This is a genomic window from Rhodococcus sp. KRD175 (assembly GCF_017168275.1).
GTDB lineage: Bacteria > Actinomycetota > Actinomycetes > Mycobacteriales > Mycobacteriaceae > Rhodococcoides > Rhodococcoides fascians.
Genome location: NZ_JABFAQ010000079.1, coordinates 1 through 19100, shown reverse-complemented (window position 1 = coordinate 19100; position 19100 = coordinate 1). Strand labels below are relative to the sequence as shown.

Annotated in this window: 19 protein-coding genes and 1 pseudogene; 5 read left to right on the top strand and 15 right to left on the bottom strand. The window is 63.7% G+C overall.

Features of this window, described 5'->3' with window-relative positions; all coding sequences use genetic code 11:
- Window positions 1-73 precede the first annotated feature (73 nt).
- From J1M81_RS26030 to J1M81_RS26020, 3 genes are all read left to right on the top strand, one after another.
- On the top strand, window positions 74-532 hold the full coding sequence (locus tag J1M81_RS26030) for a hypothetical protein (protein WP_094686151.1): 459 nt from the start codon (window positions 74-76) through the stop codon (window positions 530-532).
- A 46-nt stretch (window positions 533-578) separates the two neighbouring features.
- A complete protein-coding gene (locus tag J1M81_RS26025) occupies window positions 579-1451 on the top strand; it encodes a zeta toxin family protein (RefSeq protein ID WP_143546445.1) in 873 nt (290 codons plus the stop codon).
- Window positions 1452-1862: 411 nt separating this feature from the next.
- Window positions 1863-2243: a hypothetical protein gene (locus J1M81_RS26020; protein WP_206499189.1), complete on the top strand. Its 381-nt coding sequence runs from the start codon at window positions 1863-1865 to the stop codon at window positions 2241-2243.
- A 61-nt stretch (window positions 2244-2304) separates the two neighbouring features.
- Here the strand turns inward: J1M81_RS26020 and J1M81_RS26015 are convergent, their stop codons facing one another.
- Window positions 2305-3150 carry a hypothetical protein gene (locus J1M81_RS26015; RefSeq protein ID WP_206499188.1) on the bottom strand — a complete coding sequence of 282 codons (846 nt, stop codon included), beginning with the start codon at window positions 3148-3150 and terminating at the stop codon, window positions 2305-2307.
- Window positions 3151-3182: 32 nt separating this feature from the next.
- Here J1M81_RS26015 and J1M81_RS26010 point away from each other — a divergent pair, with 32 nt between their 5' ends.
- Window positions 3183-4112 (top strand): hypothetical protein, encoded by a 930-nt coding sequence (locus tag J1M81_RS26010; RefSeq protein ID WP_206499187.1) that lies wholly within the window; start codon window positions 3183-3185, stop codon window positions 4110-4112.
- Between the two features lie 78 nt (window positions 4113-4190).
- Entirely contained in the window at window positions 4191-5993 is a 1803-nt protein-coding gene (locus J1M81_RS26005) for a hypothetical protein (RefSeq protein ID WP_206499186.1), read from the top strand.
- A gap of 71 nt (window positions 5994-6064) precedes the next feature.
- Here the strand turns inward: J1M81_RS26005 and J1M81_RS26000 are convergent, their stop codons facing one another.
- The 14 genes and pseudogenes from J1M81_RS26000 to J1M81_RS25935 form a co-directional block, all read right to left on the bottom strand.
- On the bottom strand, window positions 6065-6475 hold the full coding sequence (locus J1M81_RS26000; protein WP_206499185.1) for a hypothetical protein: 411 nt from the start codon (window positions 6473-6475) through the stop codon (window positions 6065-6067).
- A gap of 52 nt (window positions 6476-6527) precedes the next feature.
- A protein-coding gene (locus J1M81_RS25995) for an IS3 family transposase (protein WP_149407240.1) occupies window positions 6528-7828 on the bottom strand; the annotation gives its coding sequence in 2 pieces (ribosomal slippage) (window positions 6528-7555 and window positions 7555-7828; 1302 coding nt in all).
- Between the two features lie 360 nt (window positions 7829-8188).
- Window positions 8189-8752, bottom strand: coding sequence for a thermonuclease family protein (locus J1M81_RS25990; protein WP_206499184.1), 564 nt, complete (start codon window positions 8750-8752; stop codon window positions 8189-8191).
- Window positions 8749-9147, bottom strand: coding sequence for a hypothetical protein (locus J1M81_RS25985; RefSeq protein ID WP_206499183.1), 399 nt, complete (start codon window positions 9145-9147; stop codon window positions 8749-8751). Before J1M81_RS25985 ends, J1M81_RS25990 begins: the two co-directional genes overlap by 4 nt.
- 31 nt (window positions 9148-9178) lie before the next feature.
- Window positions 9179-10018, bottom strand: a complete 840-nt coding sequence (locus tag J1M81_RS25980) for a DUF4913 domain-containing protein (protein WP_206499182.1) — start codon at window positions 10016-10018, stop codon at window positions 9179-9181.
- Window positions 10008-11972 carry a type IV secretory system conjugative DNA transfer family protein gene (locus tag J1M81_RS25975; RefSeq protein ID WP_206499181.1) on the bottom strand — a complete coding sequence of 655 codons (1965 nt, stop codon included), beginning with the start codon at window positions 11970-11972 and terminating at the stop codon, window positions 10008-10010. Before J1M81_RS25975 ends, J1M81_RS25980 begins: the two co-directional genes overlap by 11 nt.
- On the bottom strand, window positions 11972-12379 hold the full coding sequence (locus J1M81_RS25970) for a hypothetical protein (protein WP_206499180.1): 408 nt from the start codon (window positions 12377-12379) through the stop codon (window positions 11972-11974). Before J1M81_RS25970 ends, J1M81_RS25975 begins: the two co-directional genes overlap by 1 nt.
- A gap of 11 nt (window positions 12380-12390) precedes the next feature.
- Window positions 12391-12939 (bottom strand): hypothetical protein, encoded by a 549-nt coding sequence (locus tag J1M81_RS25965; RefSeq protein ID WP_206499179.1) that lies wholly within the window; start codon window positions 12937-12939, stop codon window positions 12391-12393.
- The gene (locus tag J1M81_RS25960) at window positions 12936-13619 is read right to left on the bottom strand and encodes a hypothetical protein (RefSeq protein WP_206499178.1); all 684 of its coding nucleotides are present in this window, start codon (window positions 13617-13619) and stop codon (window positions 12936-12938) included. Before J1M81_RS25960 ends, J1M81_RS25965 begins: the two co-directional genes overlap by 4 nt.
- A 50-nt stretch (window positions 13620-13669) precedes the next feature.
- Complete coding sequence (locus J1M81_RS25955; protein WP_206499177.1) at window positions 13670-15292, bottom strand: M23 family metallopeptidase; 1623 nt, start codon at window positions 15290-15292, stop codon at window positions 13670-13672.
- A 4-nt stretch (window positions 15293-15296) separates the two neighbouring features.
- Window positions 15297-15566, bottom strand: coding sequence for a hypothetical protein (locus J1M81_RS25950; protein WP_094658377.1), 270 nt, complete (start codon window positions 15564-15566; stop codon window positions 15297-15299).
- Window position 15567: 1 nt separating this feature from the next.
- Window positions 15568-17343 carry a hypothetical protein gene (locus J1M81_RS25945; protein WP_206499176.1) on the bottom strand — a complete coding sequence of 592 codons (1776 nt, stop codon included), beginning with the start codon at window positions 17341-17343 and terminating at the stop codon, window positions 15568-15570.
- Between the two features lies 1 nt (window position 17344).
- Complete coding sequence (locus J1M81_RS25940; protein WP_206499175.1) at window positions 17345-18862, bottom strand: SCO6880 family protein; 1518 nt, start codon at window positions 18860-18862, stop codon at window positions 17345-17347.
- Window positions 18859-19100: pseudogene (locus tag J1M81_RS25935) on the bottom strand (hypothetical protein); the annotation flags it as partial. The gene J1M81_RS25940 and the pseudogene J1M81_RS25935, both read right to left, overlap by 4 nt.

Here is a 19100-nt window from a genome sequence, read left to right as displayed (position 1 = left end):
GAAGACAGGAATAGTTTCTATTTGCAGCCGTTGAACAGCAGGTATAAGATTATTTATATCGAAGGAGGTAGTCATGTCCGATGTATTGGAACGCGAGCTAGAGACCTCCATGACGGCCGCCAGGGCTCGTGTCGTACTGGCTCGCATCGAGCAGCTCCGCAAGGTGCGGCAAGCCAACGAGCGTGGAGTGAATCAATTAGACCTGGCCAAAGCCAACAAGGTCAGCCAGCCGGCTATCTCGCAGTGGTTGAAGATGGCACGCATCGATGCACCGGACATCCGGCCAGGTACGGCTGGTGGAACTCCCTACGAGATCGCGGCACGCTGCGCAGCGGGACTGCTCACTCGCGAGCTGATGATCAAACAGCTGTCGGAATGGGTCTACGAATCAGTCGACCGGATACCAGCCAGCGAGGGTGAAGTGCCGCCGCTGAACCTGGCGGGATTCAACCTCCAGGTCGGCAGAGCATTGGATGATCGATTCATCGACGACTCCGACTACGACCGGGTCCTTGAGGCGGTAGCAGGCTGACGTGTCTCACGAAGCTGTAGAGGACCGTCGGGCGCGACTGGAAAGCATGTCGCTGACCGACGGTCCACTTGACACGTACGCTCCAAACGCGACCGTCATGGACGAGCTCGAGTTCCGATCGGTGGGCGGTGAGTGGATTCCCACGGCAGCGCGCAGGAGACGTCACACCGCTCTCCTAGATACGTGGCGCGCCGATTCCTCGAATCCACCCCGGGATCGTCAAGCGATACTCTTCGCCGGTCCGCCAGCAGCTGGCAAGAGCACTCTCATGGACGGGCACCTTACAGAGCGGCGTCGCGTCGATGCCGACGACTTCAAAGAACTACTTCTCCGATCTGCAAGAGCCAGCGGTACGTTGGAGATGTTGCTTCCAGAGCCGCTGCGGCACACGCTGTCCGAGGATTTTCACCCTCTCGAACTCTCCGCCCTGGTTCACCACGAGTCGATGATTCTCTATCAGCGTGCGTTGAACGACGCGATCCGAGCAGGCGAGAACATCGCCATCGACGGAACCCTGGGGCACAAGCCATGGGCAAGAAAGCTGACCGAACAGCTGAGGACATTCGGGTACAAGATCCACGTCATCGACGTCGAGGCCACGCAGGAACTATCGCTCACGCGCATCGTCGCGCGGTGGAGAGCGGGCTACGAGAATGCTGTGGCTGATCCGCACGATCCGGAGGCGGCAATGGGTGGGCGCTGGCTGCCTGCCTCGGCCGTGACCCGACACTTCACGGCTGGACAGGACTATTCGGACTGCGAAGTGAACGCCCGCGACATCGCTAACGGGCTCCGGGAGGTCGTGAGGTACGACCTGTACAGGGCGTCTGTTGATGCAATCGCCCCTAAGCACGAACAGTCTTACGCAAAAAACAGCAGCGGGGAGTGGACGGACAAGCTTGTAGGCCCGGATCGCTAAACGCATTTAGGCAATATGCCTAAATGCATTGACATGCGGCACGGCAGGTGTGAGGGTCGACGTATGACGACTTCCGCAGAGACCTCTCCTCGATATCTATCGCGCGCGAATCTTCAGGAGTTTTACGGCCTCTCCCGAGCCTCCGTCGATGGGTATCTCCGTCGAGGACTCATACCGCCTCCCGACGCAGCGGGTTCACGGGGACATCTCTGGTCTCGGCAAGCGTTGATCGACGCCCGCAGCACGATGATTCCAACGCTGGCCGCAGCAGTCCCGATGAACGCCCTCGGGGCCGGCGACCTCGACGAAAAGCACGCGTACATGTGCCCCGCCCGATCCGGACACTTCATCGGCTGGACCAGCCCCAGCATCATCGGTCTCGTGCAGACTGGCCTTGCACTGTGGTACCGAGTGCATGCATTCGCACGCTACGACGGTTCCGACGTGTACGAAACGTCGACCACGGACCGGGTGCTGCAGACGAAGCTCCGCGAAGTTCGCGAACGGCGGCCGGAAGAGAGAGACATGGCGGTTTTCCTGCTCGAGGAAGAAGCGCTGGGGATCGGGCAGATCAAAGTCAGCTCTGAGTCGACGACTGCAGGCCTGCAACACGGGCGTCTTCTGCGCCGCGATGGCAACCGTGTCGGTGCTCCCGGTTCCTGGCTTGATCTCCCATCGGGGCCGACTTCTACGCCCCTGCGTCCTTACTCGTTACCTGGCTACTCGCTACCCCTGTTGGAATCCGCATTTCCGTCAACTCGGGTATCGGAGCACATCATCTCGGCGACGTGAGTCTGCTGATTGGTCCAGGACGCTGCTTGCACAGCTCAAGGGGGCGGTGAGGCAACGGTTCTCATCGGAAGTTTCGGGCGTAGATGAATACGATCTGACGGTGCTCATCGGAGCCTCCGCTGGTATCCGAGTCCCCACCCTCCTGAAAGTCATCCAATTCAGAAGCGCGAGCGAAACCTTCTCTGTCCATACTCTCGAAGGTGGTCAACGACTCCGCCGAAGCGTTGTTGTCGTTCGCGGCAGCGAGTTGAAGTAGGTCGAGCATCTCATTGTGGTTGTAAAACCACTCGCCGACGAGGTGCGTGGGCAGTCGCACGAGTTGCGGCCAATCCGGTCGACCGCACCGGCCGAGGACATCCCAGAAATCTGGGAAGTCGACGGGTGCGGGCGTGATGCCACCAGCATTGGGCCATGTCACATGCGGTACTCCGTATGGGCCCGGTTGCACTCTGGCCAGCACCTTCTTTTCGGGGTCACCGAGGCGGGGATTGATTGCGGCGTAGACCTGTTGCGTGGTCAGGACGACCATCCAATGTCCGAACCACCGTGGCGACCCGCTGCGTTTGAATCCCCCTTCGGTCACTTCATCGCCGCGACGGTGAGCGTCCTCTCGCAGGGTCCCTTGCCAAAAGGGGAGCGGGAATACGTAAAAGGGTTGTAGCGCAAAACGTTTGCGCAGATACTTCTCAAGCTGTTCGAGGTTAATCAGGACTTCATGACCGGTGGTAGTGACGGTGGACGTCTTCACTTCGAGCTGAATTGCCTTTCCGGAGCGCGCGGGAAGCGAGCCGACATTGATGTCTTCACCTTGTGTCGGCCACCAGAGCGCCGCGTGGCGCGCATACCGGTTGGCGATGTACTGGCTGATCCAGTGCTCGAGCGTCTTCTCTGGAACGGTTACGACCATTGCGCGACGCTAACAGCCAGTAAGGAAGCTGATTGGGAAACGACCACGGCGCAACGGATGCAGGCGATACTTCGATGATGGCGGCCAATACCGGGATCGGATTGAAGTGCCGGCGGATCGTGCAAAGCCTGCTCGCTGTCGTCGCGCAACATATGGGGCCTTTGGCGATCGCTGCAGGTGCTGCAGGCGTCGTGCTGTGCGTTGTGGCCGTTTTCTGGGGCTGGTCGGTCGGCGCGGTGGGGTCGGCCGCGGCGTGGGTAGGTGCAATCCTTACCGCAGCGGCAGTGTCGGTAGCACTGTTCACGAACAGAACGGACCGAACATTCACGGTCAATCGCCAAGCGGCCCGGGCCGTGGCCGATCTCTGGGCGGCAGTAGTTGCAGTCCGCCGACCACTGTCGGCATTCGACGCCGTCGCTCGGCATCAGGGAGGGCTCGACAGAGGAATCCCGTCCTCCGAGCTCGAGCTGCTGTCCAAAGACGTGCAGCAAGCTCTTACCGACGTCGAAGCTGCAGCCTTCTACGCACGCCTCGTTCTCGACGAAGGGCACATGCTCAGCTACGTCGAGTCTGTTGCCGGCCTGCTGAATCAGCTGCGCACGTACTTCGAGGACGGGGGTGATCGACCTCCCAGTGCGTACACCCCGCGTCCACCGGGCTTTCCCGATATCAAATTCAGTGTCGAAGACTGGCTTGACGAGCTCGACAGACAACTCAGGCTGGTCATGGCTGTAGAACAAACCTTCGTCGACGGGGTACGTCACTACTACCCAGTGAGCTCTGGTCAGGTGGCAGCGGCCCGGAAGGGAAGCCCCGAGGACCTCGGTATGAACGCCTACATCCGGGTCAAAGGAGAGCGGCACGCCCAGTCCTATCGGAAGTTCGAGACACCACCGCAGTCGTGGCGGACACGCTGGAGAAAGAAACCGCCACAGCATCCGTGGCGGACGCGTCGGCGGTAGATGCGTATAAAAGGCAACCATTTGCGATACCGCAAGCGATGACCTTCATGAACGCATCCGCTGTGTTAGCGTTCGGCTATGTCGTCCACTCTTATCTCGACTGCGCAGGCCGCGGACATTCTCGGCGTGAGCTCGGCTCGAATCCGCCAGCTCACCCTCGATGGAGCGATCACCGGCCGGGTCATCGGCCCGCGAACCATGCTCTACGACGTCGGCGAGATCGAGGTGTACAAAAGGGCTACTCGCGGTCATGACTCGGCCTCAGGGGTGGCCACCACCGCCACGCCCGCTACATCACCGCTGCCGCTCGTCGTCGACACCATCACCACGATCGGCGCGGGCCGCGGTGACGACTCGGAGCAAGTGCACCTACGGATCTGGCGCTCCTCGACGCGGACAGTAGTCCTGACCGGCCCCGTAGCAGGCTCGAGTGGTTTCTCGGGATGGCGGTTCGAGAGTTACGTACTGCCGGCCGTGGCAGGGACCTACCTCGACGGGGACTACCTGGGGGTCTACTGGATCAACACATACTGCAACGACATCACGGGGATCAAGGCGTACAACCATGTCTTCGTCACCCGGGCGGACGAGCATATGCCTCGACCTTCATTGTGGGACACGTTGAGGGGCAGAGCCACTCGTGATCTCGATCAGATGGTCGACACGACGCTGATCGAGCTGGATGAGCCGATGGCGACCATCGACGCACTCGTAGGTCAGACAGTGCGGCATTTCCCGACCAACGAGCTCGCCACACCGGAGAACATCGCCCAACTTGCCGCCACGAATGCACCCGTTCCGGTCGTTGTCGATGCTCCGGAGATTCGCCCACTCGCTGAGGCGATGGTGACACTGCGGCGGTCTCAGCAACACCCTCGCTATGACGATCCCACCAGCGAAATAGCCTTGCGCACGATGTGGGAACGCCTTGACATGATCCTGGAGAACGACGAAACCCATCGTGAGCCGCAATGGCGGAGCGCGATGCGCCACGGGGGCAGTGCGTTCGACACCGACCACTGTGCGATCGACCCTACTGTCGATAATCTCGACGACCTCGACTGGCGACCGCTGTCCGGCCCACCCGACCCAACCGTGGACGAATTGCGTTCCTGCTGGTCAGGTTTGGGTGTCTGGCTCAGCGCAGTCGGTGAGTACGCCGTCGACGACGAGCACCGAAACAAGGAGCTTGCGAAGGCTCTTGAGACCGCGATGAACACCGTCTACAACGTCTATCGGCTGCGGTCCTACCAAGGAGACGAATCAGTACAGCCGCTTCCTCCCTATCCGGCGACCGAACCCACCAGGTTCGACGTCTCCCCAGTGCTCGACGAGTACTGGCGTCACGGGACCGAAGGTGTCCACGACTGTGCGGAGCTCCGCAGGCTCGGTAAGGCAGTCAATCTCCTGGAAGCAGAATCGCGGTTTCGTACCGCAGCCGACGGTACCTTGATGGCGCGCTACCGAAATTCCTACAACGAGCTCGATCGCATGATCATCATGTGGCCGTGGTTCGCTCATGCCGTCGATCGCATTCCCGATGGCACCCACATCGTCGCCAGCTCTACCGGATCCGGGCACACCGCAGTGTTTCTCCGCGAGCCCGATGGTCCGCTGAAACCAATGCCGAGACCCGAAGAGAACCGGTTCAACGGATGGAGTTTCGGCTATGGGAGCGGACCGACCCCGCTCGGTCGCGACATCGGCCGGCTTCTCGAAGCCAGCGACGGCATCACGATCCGAACCTTCGGTTACGGGATACGCGAACGATTGATCGATCACGCGGTAACCACCGGAGACGAAGCCTCGCTGGACATCTCGATCGATCAACTACGGACATTGATAGCCGCTACCCCTGAAGATGTCGATGACACGATCTGACCTGACCGACGTACCTCCGAAACAAGCCACCGCTTTCGGAGCGTCGCTGCAGTCGTATCGGGTCCCTGCGGTCAGCCTGCCGTCACGGTGAACGCTTTTTGTCCGACTGTGCCCGTCAGTTCGTCTGTCACGGTGATCGTGTACGTCCCGAAAACAGTGATGCCCTCGGAGTTGTCGCCGCCGTTGAAGGGACCGCCGGGCTGCTTCGAGCACTGGGCACTGCGCTGAACGGGAAAGTCCTCAGGTCCGGTGACCTGCATGGTGATCTGACATGCGTCTGTCTTCACTTCGGCCCCGTTCGTCGTTCCGGTCCACCCGTAACCGAGACCGAATTTGCCGGTGCCCGAGGTCGCATAGAGGTCCGGTCCGAGCTTTTCTCCGGCGAGCACCTTGATGTAGACGTCGATGTGGTCGACGACCGTCGCTGCTGCCGGTGCAGCGGGCGCTGACGACTGCGTGGTCGTCCGGGGTGGCGTACTCACTGAGGTTGTCGTGGGTCCAGCGGTCGTCGTCGACGGTGTAGTCACCTGTGAATCACCCTAGGTTCTGTGCCGCCTCCAGTTGGGGCTGATCCTCGGTGGTGAGGTCAGCGTAGTGGAGTGTTTCGTATTCGATCGGGGGCATGTGGCCGATGCTGGAATGAAGCCGCTTGACGTTGTACCACTCGACCCAACCGGCGGTCGCGTACTCGACGTCTGTGATCGTCTTGTACGGCCCCGAGTGGAAGATCGTCGTTCGGATGCACTCGGTCTTGTAAAGCCCGTTCGCTGACTCGACGAGGGCATTGTCGTAGGCGTCCCCGACCGATCCGATGGACGCGGCGATGTTCTCGAGCGCTAATTTCTCGGTCAGCTTCACGGACGTGTACTGACTGCCCGCGTCCGAATGATGTATCAGCTCAGCAGCTTTCACCGGGTTACCCTCACGGCGGCGCTGCCACAGCGCCATCCGAAGCGGAATCGTCACCAGGTCCACAGTCTTCGACATCGACGCATGCCAGGCGACGATCCGCCGGGAGAACACGTCGATGATGAACACCACGTAGACCCACCCGGCCCATGTTCGGACGTAAGTGAAATCGGTGACCCATACCCGATTCGGTTCCTCGGCCCGGAACTGTCGGTTGAGCAGGTCGCCCGCTCGCACGCCGTCCGCCGAGCGGATTGTGGTTCTGATTCCTTTCGCTCGCCGAATACCGTTGTGGCACAGTGCCTTCATCGCGCGGTCCACCGCGCCGTAGGACACCCCGGGGATCGCGGTCCGGTCCAGATGTGCGCGCATCTTCACCCTCCCGTACAACCCTTCCGGTGTCATCTTCCGCCGGCCGTGGGCGTCGGTGTTCCACACGAGATCCCTGACCGCGTCGATGACGTGGGCGTCGGCGACGGTGCGCGGAGCGGGCGTGCGTGAACGCCATGCTCGGTAGGTTCTCGCGGCGATCTTGCAGCCCTGATCGCTCAGGACCCGGCAGATCGACTCGACCGCAGAACCGTTGGCACGCAACGAATCTATGAAAGCGATGATCATCGGTTGCGGGGGTCGAGTTCCCCCGCGAAGAAAGTCGTCGCAGCTTTGAGGATGGCGACGTCCTCGCGCAGCTGCTTGTTCTCGGCCTTGAGCTTTTTGATCTCCGCCGATTCTTTCGAGGTAGTGCCGGCGCGGGAGCCTTGGTCGACTTGGGCTTGCACGGCCCACCGCCGCACTGTCTCCTGACCGACACCGACCTGCTTGGCGATCGCTTCCGCCGCGGCCGTCACCGAGGCGTACTCGGCTCCGTGAGCTTCGAGTAGCCGCAGGGCCCTCGCACGGACCTCCGGATCGATTTTCTTGGGCATGTGCTCATCCTTCCTGACTCAGAAGGAAGCGGCATCAAACCTAGGGTGATTCACCTGGGCCGTGGTGACTGTGGTGGTCGAGCCAGGATCTAGAGCTTGCGTCTCTTCAGACCCAAAGAGGTCGTTGTAGGCGTCCTTGACCTGCCCCGGAAAGCCCAATACTCCACTCGCTACCCCGATTATCGCCCCCGCAAGTATTACTCCGGCCGTCCAGTTGCGGCCTTTGTGTGATGGGTGCCCCGGTGTTGTCATCGATGTTGTCCCTCCCTGTTTCGTGCGCTGACAATAGCGCTCGATCGGCAGTCTTGGCCCGGCAACAAGAATGCGAGAACGCCGAGGGTTGACCAGCTGAGTGGGGTGTCAGTTGGGAAGGGCTTGCCCGTGGCACGGCGGTCCCCAGAGGCCAGCACCGCCGTCTTGTGCTGTCGATTGCGCGGCAACGATATTCGCCGCTTCGGAGAGCTGCTGGCCCTTGTACGTGTAGGCCCGGGCCATTCCCGCGCCAGCGGCGACGATGCTGTAATTGCTACCGTCCGGGAGGACGATGTACCGCAGGGCGCGACCGTACCGGTCGGTGGCGTCCGCCACCGGGTCGGAGATGAGCGTGACGGCCGTGTGGTCGAGCTGTTGGTGTGCCCAGACACTTGCTTCCGGCCCCCAGCACTGCACGTCGGTGTCGGGGTTGACTGTCTCGGGAGTGTCGATCCCGAGAATGCGGACCCGTATCGGTTCGCCACCGGTGGCCAGGCGCACCTCGATCGTGTCCCCGTCGACCACTCGCTCGACCACCCCAGAAGATTCCGATCCGGACGCGGTGGTCGACCGTGCGCCATTAGGGATACATCCCGTCAGAATGGCCACCGACACCCAAGCGGTGACCACGCGAAAGGCCACCGATGAGCGCGCGGTTTCGGCCGCCTTCACAGGGTCTGCACTCCGCCGGCGGCGAGGACGCTCACGGTCCAGATCGCCCACATCAGGGCGAGGGCGCTCGCCAGGCGCACCGCGTTCTTCCACGCGGTGACAGCCCAGCGGCGTCCGTTCGTGTAGTCGATGGCCACGGCGATGAGGCTTCCGATCGACAGCGCTACGACGAGGGTGATGATCGCCCACCATCCCTGCGCCACAGCATCGTTGGCGGCGTCACGTCGGCCGCTATCGGTCGAGACACTCGCCGCCGAGGACAGCACCCACTCGGCGACGGGTATCGACCAGGCGAGCCACCAGATGATCGCCGTCAAGGCGATCGATGCCCGTAGTCGGTGCCGGTCGCCGGGCGTACCTGGGCGCTCGAATGCGGGTGCAGGTGCTGTTCTCATGGGGGAAGCCTTCGGTATCAGGTATTGCTCGTCAGGGGGTCAGATGTTTCGGTGCCTGCCAGCCCTCCGGTGGGTAGGCGATGAGCAGAGTGCCATGGCCAGGCCAGCTCCCGTCGACGTCGGCGTTGCTCATCGGTCCCGATTCACCGTCGAGGAGCACCCGCATCTGCGGGTCACAGTGCCGAAGCCACCAGCTCGACATCGCCGCGGGATCGTCGGGTGAACTGCGTGCTTCCTCGAACGCCCACCACAAGGCCCTGAGCCGCGACACGACCTCCTGGTGTTGCCACCAGCGCCGATCCCAGGACAGTCCGCGGCCGGGCTTGTCGTCGATCTTGCGGTTGATGACGTGGCTGAGGTATTTCTCCACGAAGTCCTCGAGCCGCAGAAACGCCGGGGCCGGTAGCTCGTCGGCGTCCTCCCCGATCGGCACCGGATGCTCATGAGGAAGGTCTGCCAGATCGTCCGCGACCCAGCCTGCGGGAACCGGTTCGCACGTCAGAGGTCCGTAGCCGCCCCAGGTGCCGGTGTCGTCGGCACCGCTCATCGGCCCGGTGACGCCGTCGAGGAGCATCCGCAGGTGAGGTTCGCAGTGATCGACCCACCATCCCGACATCGCCGACCGGTCCTCGACAGAACGCCGGGCAGATTCCCAGGCCCACCACAGTGCGGTCAGGCGGGCGACTGCTTCGCCATGCCGCCACCACCGGGCATCCCAGGTGAGCCCGTGGCCGGGTCGGTCACTGATCCGACGCTGAATCACCCGTGCGAGGTAGTGCTGAACCCAGTCCTCGACCGACTCGTACGCGGGCTCGACCTCCGGTTCGGCGTCGAGATCCAGTTCCTCGTCGAGGGCGAATTCATCGTCCATCGATGCTCACCGCCGATCGGTTCCAGTCCTCGAGCTCGTACTCGTCGACGTCGTCGTGGCCCGGTTCGTAGTCGACGTTGAACGGACCGTCGAGCAGTTCTTTCGCCTGCTCGGCGGATCCGCTGTAGTCGATGATGGACTGGGTGATCATCTCGGCGTCGTCTGTGTCGGTCCACCAGACTTTCTTGATCAGAACGGGCGGATTCTCCGGAAAGACCACGATGGCACGGTATTTCGAGAGGGATGCTAATTCGTTGATAGGGAGTATGGGCCGTTCCTGCCAGCTTTGCGACGTACTGCGGCTTCCTTGGCCGTTGCTGCGGGTGGTCGATTGCACCTCGTGCGAACCGATCTGCTCGGACAGATCGCTGAGGTACTGCTTGTCCTTGATGTTGCCGCCGTAGAAATGCACGGCACCGGCAATCATCGAATCGAACTCGTCGCGACCCCACACCCGCGCACCCTGCTGTGGCGACTGCAGAATCGCGATCGGGATGATTCCACGGCCACCGAAATGCGAGTACTGGTCAGGCAACTGACGGAGTAGCACGGTGTTCGCGGCCTCGTCGAGAACGGCAACCAGCGGAACGTCGAGCCGGCCTCCCTGAGTGCGAATGGTGGGCTGCCACATCCTGGTCGGCCACCACCGCGGCATCTGCTTGTCGTAGGTGCGAGCCGGGGTCCGTGAGGCCAGCGCGGTCGCTTCATCGAAGATCTGCCCCACCAAAGCGGTGGTGAGCGGTGCCGCCGAATCCGGACCCTCGAGCGAGAGTGCATAGAGGGTGTCGGTACTGGCCACGAACGCCCGCGGATCGAACTCGAGGCGATCGTGCAGCGGCTCCTCGTACCGCGTGTTCACGCGCGGGGCCACGGTCTTGTCCGTCGCGTCTACCTCGATGATCGCCCGCGCAGGCGGTGTGACGGCCTGGGCGTACTCGTCGTCGGACAGGATGTCGAGGAATCTGCGCGCCATGTCGAACAGGCCGTCGCGCTGGCGATCGGTCAGGCCCTGCGCCTCACGGACTCGGGCCGCGGCGCGTTTCTTGTCGAACGCATCGAGGATCTGTGCGGGGGTGCTGTCCTGATCGCGGCCGAGCCAACTCACCGCGTGCAGAAGATCACCGCCGGCCGACGCCGCAGCCAGGCAGTAGAGGGCGAGCAACTCTTGAGCTCCACCGTCGAAGTAACCGTCGGTCTTGGCGTCCTTCTTCGTCGACGCGGACACGAAGAAGGAGGCGAGCTTGCGGGCCTGAGCAAGGGTGGTGATGTGCTTGAGCGGGTTCCACCAGAACGTGAGCTGCACCGATCCGCTGACCGCCTGCAGATCGAACACCCAAACCCGCCCGTACCGTTCGCGCCCGAGGCGCGTCGCGGCGTACAGGTCGGGCTTGTTGCTGGTCACGATCGTGGCCCCCGGTGCTGCCAAGGTCGCGCGCACCGCAAGAGCGACGGTCTTTCCCATTCGGGTGCCGGCCAGGGCGACCATGACCATTTCCCACGACAGGTACACCGGCTTGTTCCCCAACACGGTCACACCGATCAGAAATCCCCACGACCGGGGGTCGGTCCTGTCGAACTGGGGGGTCAGACGGTGCGATTCCTTCGGGGAGACGCCGCGAAGCTTGTTCGGTGCCACCATCGTGCGCGCGGCCCGGTCGACATCGGCGCGTCCCTTCGTTCGCCGGACCGCGATAGGCAGGGAGACTGCGATGATCGCCACCACCAGTGCCACGGCGATGGCCGTCGACTGCCACGGCCAGGGGCGTTGGCCGGTGAAGGACTCAAATACCCCCTGAATGGGATTGCCGCTGGGGTCGCCGCCGGCGAGGAACGTTCCTGCCCACCAGGACAAGACGAGGGTGACCACCACGGCCAGGCCGATGCAGAGCAGCACCGCCTGCAGAAGGTTCTCCTGCGATCGTGCGCCGGTTCCGGATCTACGTGTCTGCGCCATCAGAGCGCCTTCCCTGCGATCGGGTCCTGGATGAGAGTGTCGGCTTTCCGTTTGCGGGATGCAGGGCCGAAAGGAACACCTTTGCGAAGTCCGATCACACCGACCATTCCCACCGTGAAGAGTGGAGTCAGGTACGCCACCGATGCCCAATAGCCGGGCGCGTCGAGGACTGTCCGTGCCGTGGCCGTTGCACCGGTGAGAACCGCGACTGTGAACGACGTTGCCACGATCCGTGCCCCCGGACGACGGAGCAACCAGAGAGGAGCAGTGAGGGCCCAGATCGACAGCGCCGCAACCAGTGTGATCACGGCGAGCGTCATGAAGGAGATCAACGAATGAAATAGTGCGATGTGATCGGTTCCGGAAATCACGATGCTCGGATCCGAATGAATGATGTCTCTTATCATGACCCACGTCCTCATTTCGGTGCCAAGTTGTATTCGGTCAGTTGCCATGTGTCGGAGTTCTTTTCGACGACGGCCCGGACACGGTAGTTGCTGTATGGGGCGGTGCTTCCGTCGCGGTGCAGGACGGTCTGGGTGAGAGCAACCTCGAGTACCTGCCGGGTGTCGGAGGCGGTGATCGAATCGCCCGATTGTGCTGTGGCGGTGACGATGTCCCCGGAGTCACTCCATCCTGCCCACTGCGGCAGCGGCCGGATCCCGGTCGCGGTCGGTTGCGTGGCGTCGGCGGCAAGCTGACCGCCGAGCCAGCGCTGAGCTCGTCCGACGGCGGCAGCGGGGGAGGGGTCGATGGCCGGTTGCCACGAGAACATCGCCGCCAGTGCCGCTTCGGCGACTGCGTCCGGATCGGAACTACGGTCGTCGTCGAGGTGCACGTGGGCGTCGGTCGCCGGGTCGTGGCTCTCGTCGGTGCTGCTGAATTTGACGAGGGTGATCACAGCGGCGGCGACGGCCACGACGAGGACCAGCACCGCACTGACCACGATGAGCTGCCCGCGTTTCATCCTGCGATCCGTTCGTCGTCGACGACGAGGGTGGTCAGATTTGTCTCTCGCCACGACTTGTAGCCGTTCTCGCGGCACCACTCCGCCGCTGGGTTGTCCTGGTCGATTTCGACGCTCACGTGCACGCGGCCTCGCAGCGCCGTTCGCTCCAGGGCAGGGTCGTCGGCCCCGACTTCGTGGTTCAGCACGTGCAGGATCAGCCGGACTGCCTCGACGTCGAGCTCCTCGCGGGCCTGGCCTGCTACGAACACCGCGTGCTGCGCCACCGAACGGTCGGCCGAGACCTGGTCGCCGTTGCGGTAGATCTTGTCCTCGGGGTGAAAGGTGTTGTAGGTGACGACGACCCCTTCGGGTCCGCAGATCGCGAACGAGGACACCTCGTCGTCGGCGGCGGTCCACATCTCGAGTACCGGCCCATCCGCGGCGGCCGCGGCGATCTGCTCTCTGCGCTGGGCGTAGGCCTGCTCGCGCAGTGCGTCGTAGTCGATACCGAGCTGTTTGGACAGTTCGGTCTTGAACTTCGGGAACAGGCCAGGGACGGCGAGGTCGTGCTCTTTCGCCCAGGTGTAGAGCTCGCCATGGGTCTCGAGCGCGCGCAGGTCGTCGAGGTGTTCCTTGACGGCCTTCTTCGCGGTCTCCCATTCGGCTACCGAGTTGTGGGTGCTGCGCCGTTTCACCATTTCGGGTATCTCCTTCGGTCGTGCTCGTGATCTCGGTTGGGGTGGATCGGTTATGCGATCGAGGCGTATTCGGTGGCGTACTGCTGGATCAGGTCGGCGTAGGGACGGGTCTGGTTGACGTAGTCCGGTGAGCCGGTGGGGAATCCGCCGGAGGACTGCACCGCGCCGAAGCCCGCGTTGTAGGCGGCGAGATACAGCTCGAGGGGGCCGTTTGGGGCCGAGATGGAGCCGTTGGCAATCCCGGCGTCGACCTGGCCGGCGATCTCGCACATGTAGCGGCCTTGGGCCATGACTGCGTCTCCGATGTCGTAGGGGGAGACCGAGCCGTTGCCGTCGTCGTCGCGCCCGTACCCGGGCCAGGTTCCGGGCATGAACTGGGCCGGTCCTTCGGCTCCACTCGGGCTAACCGCGCGGGGGTTGAAGCCCGATTCCTGCTTGAGCTGTCCGGCGATCACGGGCGGGCGGATCTGCGGGCAGGTGTTGCCGGCCTTGATCACCCACGGCTCGAACTCCGGGGGCACTTTCCCGGGTGCGAGATCAGCTTCGCCGCCGCTCGCCGCCGGGTTGACCCCGCAGGGGGTCGGGACGGCCCCTGGGCTGCCTGCTGCGCCCGGTGCGGAGCCGTAGGTGGTCAGAGCGTCGGGCATCCCGCCGCCGGCGGTGGTGACGTGGACGTGGTCGAAGTGATTCTGGGTGGGGGAGCCGCGGTCCTCCATCTGGTTCGAGGAGCCTTCGGCGGGGATGTAGGTCTGGCGCCAGATGATGTACTCGATGTGCAGCTCGGTCTTGTTGGCCATCAGGTACTCGACGACCCGATCTCCGAGTTCCTTGCCGGCACCGGTGTCGTAGTCCGGGATCATGATGTCCGCGGCGCGGCCACTGGGGTGATCGTCGTAGGCGTCGTACGGCCGCCACCCACCGATGGTTTTGATCTCGGGGAACTTCTGCGCAACCGATCGGGCTACGCGAACGGTGTCGACCTGCCAGTGCTCCTCGGACCCGACTGACGGCGGTAGAGGTGGGAGGTCGCCGCCTGGGGTCGGTACTGCGGGCGAGGGCGACGGAGTGGCTGGGCTCGCGACGGGGGCGTCGGGCTCGGAGGCTGCGGCGATCCACGGGGCCGGGTCGACGGCTTCGCCGGCGTCGTGGCCGCCTTGCCAGATCTCGAAGTGCAGGTGCGCACCGCCTGGTCCAGGTGGTGAGACTTCGCCGTTGTAGCCGACTTTGGCGATTTCCTGGCCTGCGTGGACCTGTTGGCCGGGGGTCACCTCTAGATCGTCGGGAAACATGTGTCCGTAGACGCTGGAGATGATTTGTCCGTCGATGTTGTGGTCGATGACGATCCACTGCCCGAACCCCGTTGCCGGTCCGGCCTTGGACACCACACCGTCGGCGGTGGCGTAGATCGGTTCGCCTGCAGCCGATCCGAAGTCCTGCCCCTTGTGCATGGTGCCCCAACGCGGACCGAATCCGGACGTCAACTGGTAGGTGCCGGCCTTCATCGGCTTGACCTTGGTGCCGGCGGGGAACGTCGCGGTCGGTGCACCGCCGGGCAGGCAATCCCCGACTTTGGGTTCGTCGTCGTCGGGGAAGATCAGCAGCACCAGCGCCAGGATCAGGGCAAGGAACAGGGCGACGCCGACCAACGTCCCCTTGCTGGCGGTGCTTTTCACCGGTTCAGATCCTTTCGCGGCCGAGAGCGCGTTGCAGGATGGCCACTTGGTCACGAAGCTCGCGGACTGCCAGTTCGGTATCCGCGGGGAACTGGGTGACGCGTGCTGCACCGCGTTCGGTGCGCACCCAGTTACGCAGGGTGGTGACCGGGATTTGCAGTGCCGCAGCGACAGCGACGACGGCCTCTTCGCGTGAGGAGGCGGTCTTCATCTGCTCCCCGACGAGCGCGAGGCACTTGTCCCGAAACTCGCTGGTATAGAACCGTTTCGCCATCTCACGCGACCTCGTCGTAGTCGTCGTCGAGGTCGTCGCCGACGAAGGTGAATCGGTGGTTGGTGTCGTGGACACCGGATTCGATCTCGGAGGGCATGAGCACGGTCCGGAACGGAATACCCGGTGCGCCTTGCTCACCGAGTTTGACGATGAACTTGCCCTGCCCGGGTGGAGCGCTCAGAGCGCCGGCCTCACCGGTCAGTGCCTTCGGCGACGACCAGGAGGTGATGTCGGCGACTTCGGTGTCGGTGAACGGTTTGATGTCGGACAGTCGTGTCATCTCCTTGCGTGGCAATGCGCCCACCACCAGCACTCCGGCGCGTTCGACCAGTCCTTTGGCGGTCGCGACGTCTTCGGGGTTGGGTAGGGATTCGAGGTCGCTGATGGTGTGGGTGCACATCAACAGTGCGGTCCCCCAGGCCCTGTTCAGGCGGGTCAGTTCGTCGACGCGGTCGACCATGCCGACGCCCGCGCGCAGCACTTGCCACATCTCGTCGAGGATGACCAGAAAGTTGCGGCGAGGCCCGCATCCGGCATCGGCGAGGTAATGCGCGGCGTCGGTAGCTGCGAAGCCGTGCTCCCAGCAGGCCAGTAGCACTGCACCTTTGAGTGTCTTGTCGGCGGTACCAATCCCGGAGACGTCGACGCAGACCGCAGCGGCGTTGATGTCGATCGGCACGGTGGTCTGACCGCAGAACACCTCGCCGAATTCTCCGTCGATCAGGGCGTTGAGGGTACGGCGCAGTGTCATCGAGCCGGTTCGGTAGTCGGAGTCGGTGTCGGCTTTGAATGCACGCCGTACCGGGTCGGGGCCTTCCTCGAGGACGTCCGCGAGGTCGGAGAGCAGCGGTTGGACGGCACCGGTGAAGCGTTCTTCGAGTAGGCGGATCGCGGCCCCGAGGGCGGAGATCTCGAAGTCGTCGATCGGGGCGTTACCGCGGGTGACCTGCAGCAATGTCTTGACTCGGCGGACGCGGTCGCCGGCGATGCGTTTGCGAACCAGGGCCGCGGTCTTGTCGGCCGCGTCGGTGTCGGCGGCATCGAGGGTGGGCAGAATTTGGGCCAGCGGTCCCATGTCGAGGGGGTTGATTTGACCGCGGCCCAGCCCGAGGTCGATGATCTGGCCTCGATCGCCGAGGGCTTCGACGAGTTTGCGGTAGTCGGGCCGCATGTCGCCCATGATCAGGGTGGACACTCCGGCGTAGATCAGGCCGAGGATGATCTTGCGGGCCAGCGTCGATTTACCGAATCCGGGCAGGCCGAGCAGCATCATCGAGGGCTGCTGGAGGAATCGGGCGCGAGTCATCCACGAGAGCGGGTCGAAGCACACCGGTGCGCCGGTGTAGAGGTGCACACCGAGCGGAACGCCGACGATCGGTGCACCGGCTCCGACCGGGAAGGGCCACATACCGGCTGCTTGGAGTGTGGTGGCACGAAATTCGGTCAGGGGCAGCACGGGTCCGGCTTTGCCGCCGCCGCGTCCTGAGAGTCCCATGTGGTTGCCGCGCAGTGTCTCCGCGTCGCGGCTGTGGCCTACGGTCTTCGATCGAGCTGCAGCGTCGCGCCCGAGATGCAGGCGTGCCCGCCAGGAGACGGCGATGTTCTTCGATTCGGCGGCGCGTTCGAGCTCGCGGCGCTCGTTGTCGTCGAGGACGGCCACCGGGGCGGAATCGACGCTTTCGCAGTGCTGTTCACGCTGCCGTAGTGCCGCGGTGCGGCCGAGGTCGCGGTGCGAGGCGGCGCTGGCAGCCCGTCGCCAGGGGCGTTTGATGCTCATCTCACGCTCCCAGTTTCTTTGCGACGTTCTTGGTGTGCGAGGGCATGAGGACGCCGACCCCCAGGGTTGCGGCGAATCCGGTGTCCTGGGTGAACCACAGGCGCTGCAAGCGAAGTGAGGATCGAGTGCCGAGATCCTTGGTGACCGAGTCGGCCTTCGGGCGGTCCTCCCCGTCCGGAGTCGTCACCGTCACCAACACCCCGATCATGGTGAGCCCGTGTCCGTGGCCCTGTTCTTCGAGCTGGTCCTCGACGCTCTTCAAGCGCTGTTGCGCCTCGAAACTGGGGCCGTTCTTGCCCAGTCGGTTCACGCCGCTGTTGGCGTGTTTGAGGTCGCGGCCGATGATGGTCGCGGCTTCGGCCGGCGAATGGGGGCGGTAGCAGATCGCCACGCGCTTGCGCAGCACGTCGGGGTTGGGGTCGAGCAGTGGTCGCAGCACGGTCTCGACGAAGGCGTTCTTCGGGCGCTCGGCCATTTCCCAAGTCGTGGAGTAGCAGCCGTCGTGGAAGAGGTTCGAGATATTCGCCTTCTGGGCTTGCGGGCCGGCGTCCTCCCACCCCAGGTCGTGCCCGCCCTTCATTTCCGACAGCTCGAGATCGTTCAATGCGGCCGGGGTGTAAGAGTGTTTGACGAACGAGACGATTTCTTCCGATGCGAGCAGTCGCGGGTTGAGCTGTGCTTCGTTGAGCACTGTCAGCACGCCGCCGATCCGGCGAGCCAGTTCCTTGATCTGCTCGCCCGGGTCTCTGCGTCGACTCGCGGTGGCGGCTCGGTAGGTGACGGCCACCCGTGCCCACAAACGCGGTGTGCCGGTGGCCAGGTACTCCGCGGACTCGAGCATCATCCGTGCCGGCAGCTCTCCGCCGTAGAAGCCGTCGCCATGCGCCATCGACCGCACTTCACGTCGGAGCCGATTTCCGGACTCGGGGCCGTTCTCGATCACGACGGTGATCCCGTCGACGTCGCCGGTCTGGGAGATGAAGTTGACTGCCGCGCCCCAGGAAAACACCGAGGTATCGACCGCGTCCTGGTCGATGGCCTCGTTGCCCTGCGGCCAGCACTCGATGACGATGGTGAACTGATGAGTCTTGGGCATCTCGATCACGCCGAACTTCTGGCGGGACTGATGCTGGACCCATCCGTCGTGCAGCACGCTGTCGTAGAGCACGCCGGGTAGGCGGTTGGTGCCGCCGGGAACGCGGGAGAAACGTCCGGAGAGGTACAAGTTCTCGCCTTTCGACATGTGGATCAGCCACTGCGAGTACAGGACGACCCACTGGTAGATGGTTTTGCGCTGGAACCGCAGGATCAGCGGTAACGCGGTAATGCCCATGACTCCGATGAAGGCGAGGGCATAGAGCTTGTTGTCGGCGATCGACAGTGCGAACACGCCCACGATCGCGCAGGCGAAGAGATAGACGCTTGCGGCGATGTTCAGCCCGAAGAGGAACGATTCCCTCGGTGCGGGGCCGATCATGTACGTCTGGCGGTGACGCATGGGCGTGGTGGTCGTGCTCACTTCATGACCTCGTTCGTTGCGAAGGGGCGGCCCGGCACATCGCCAGCGATGTCCTGGGCCATGGCGTCGAGAGAGTGACTGCCGCGCGAGATCCCGGCGCGGGCCGACTGAACGCCTCCCGAGATCGACGGGACCCGCCGCCCGCTGCTGCGTCCACCGACGTTGCCCCGTGCGGGTCCGGAATTACCGCTGGACGTCCGGCTGCGAGCACCGCCACCACCACCGCGACCACCACCAC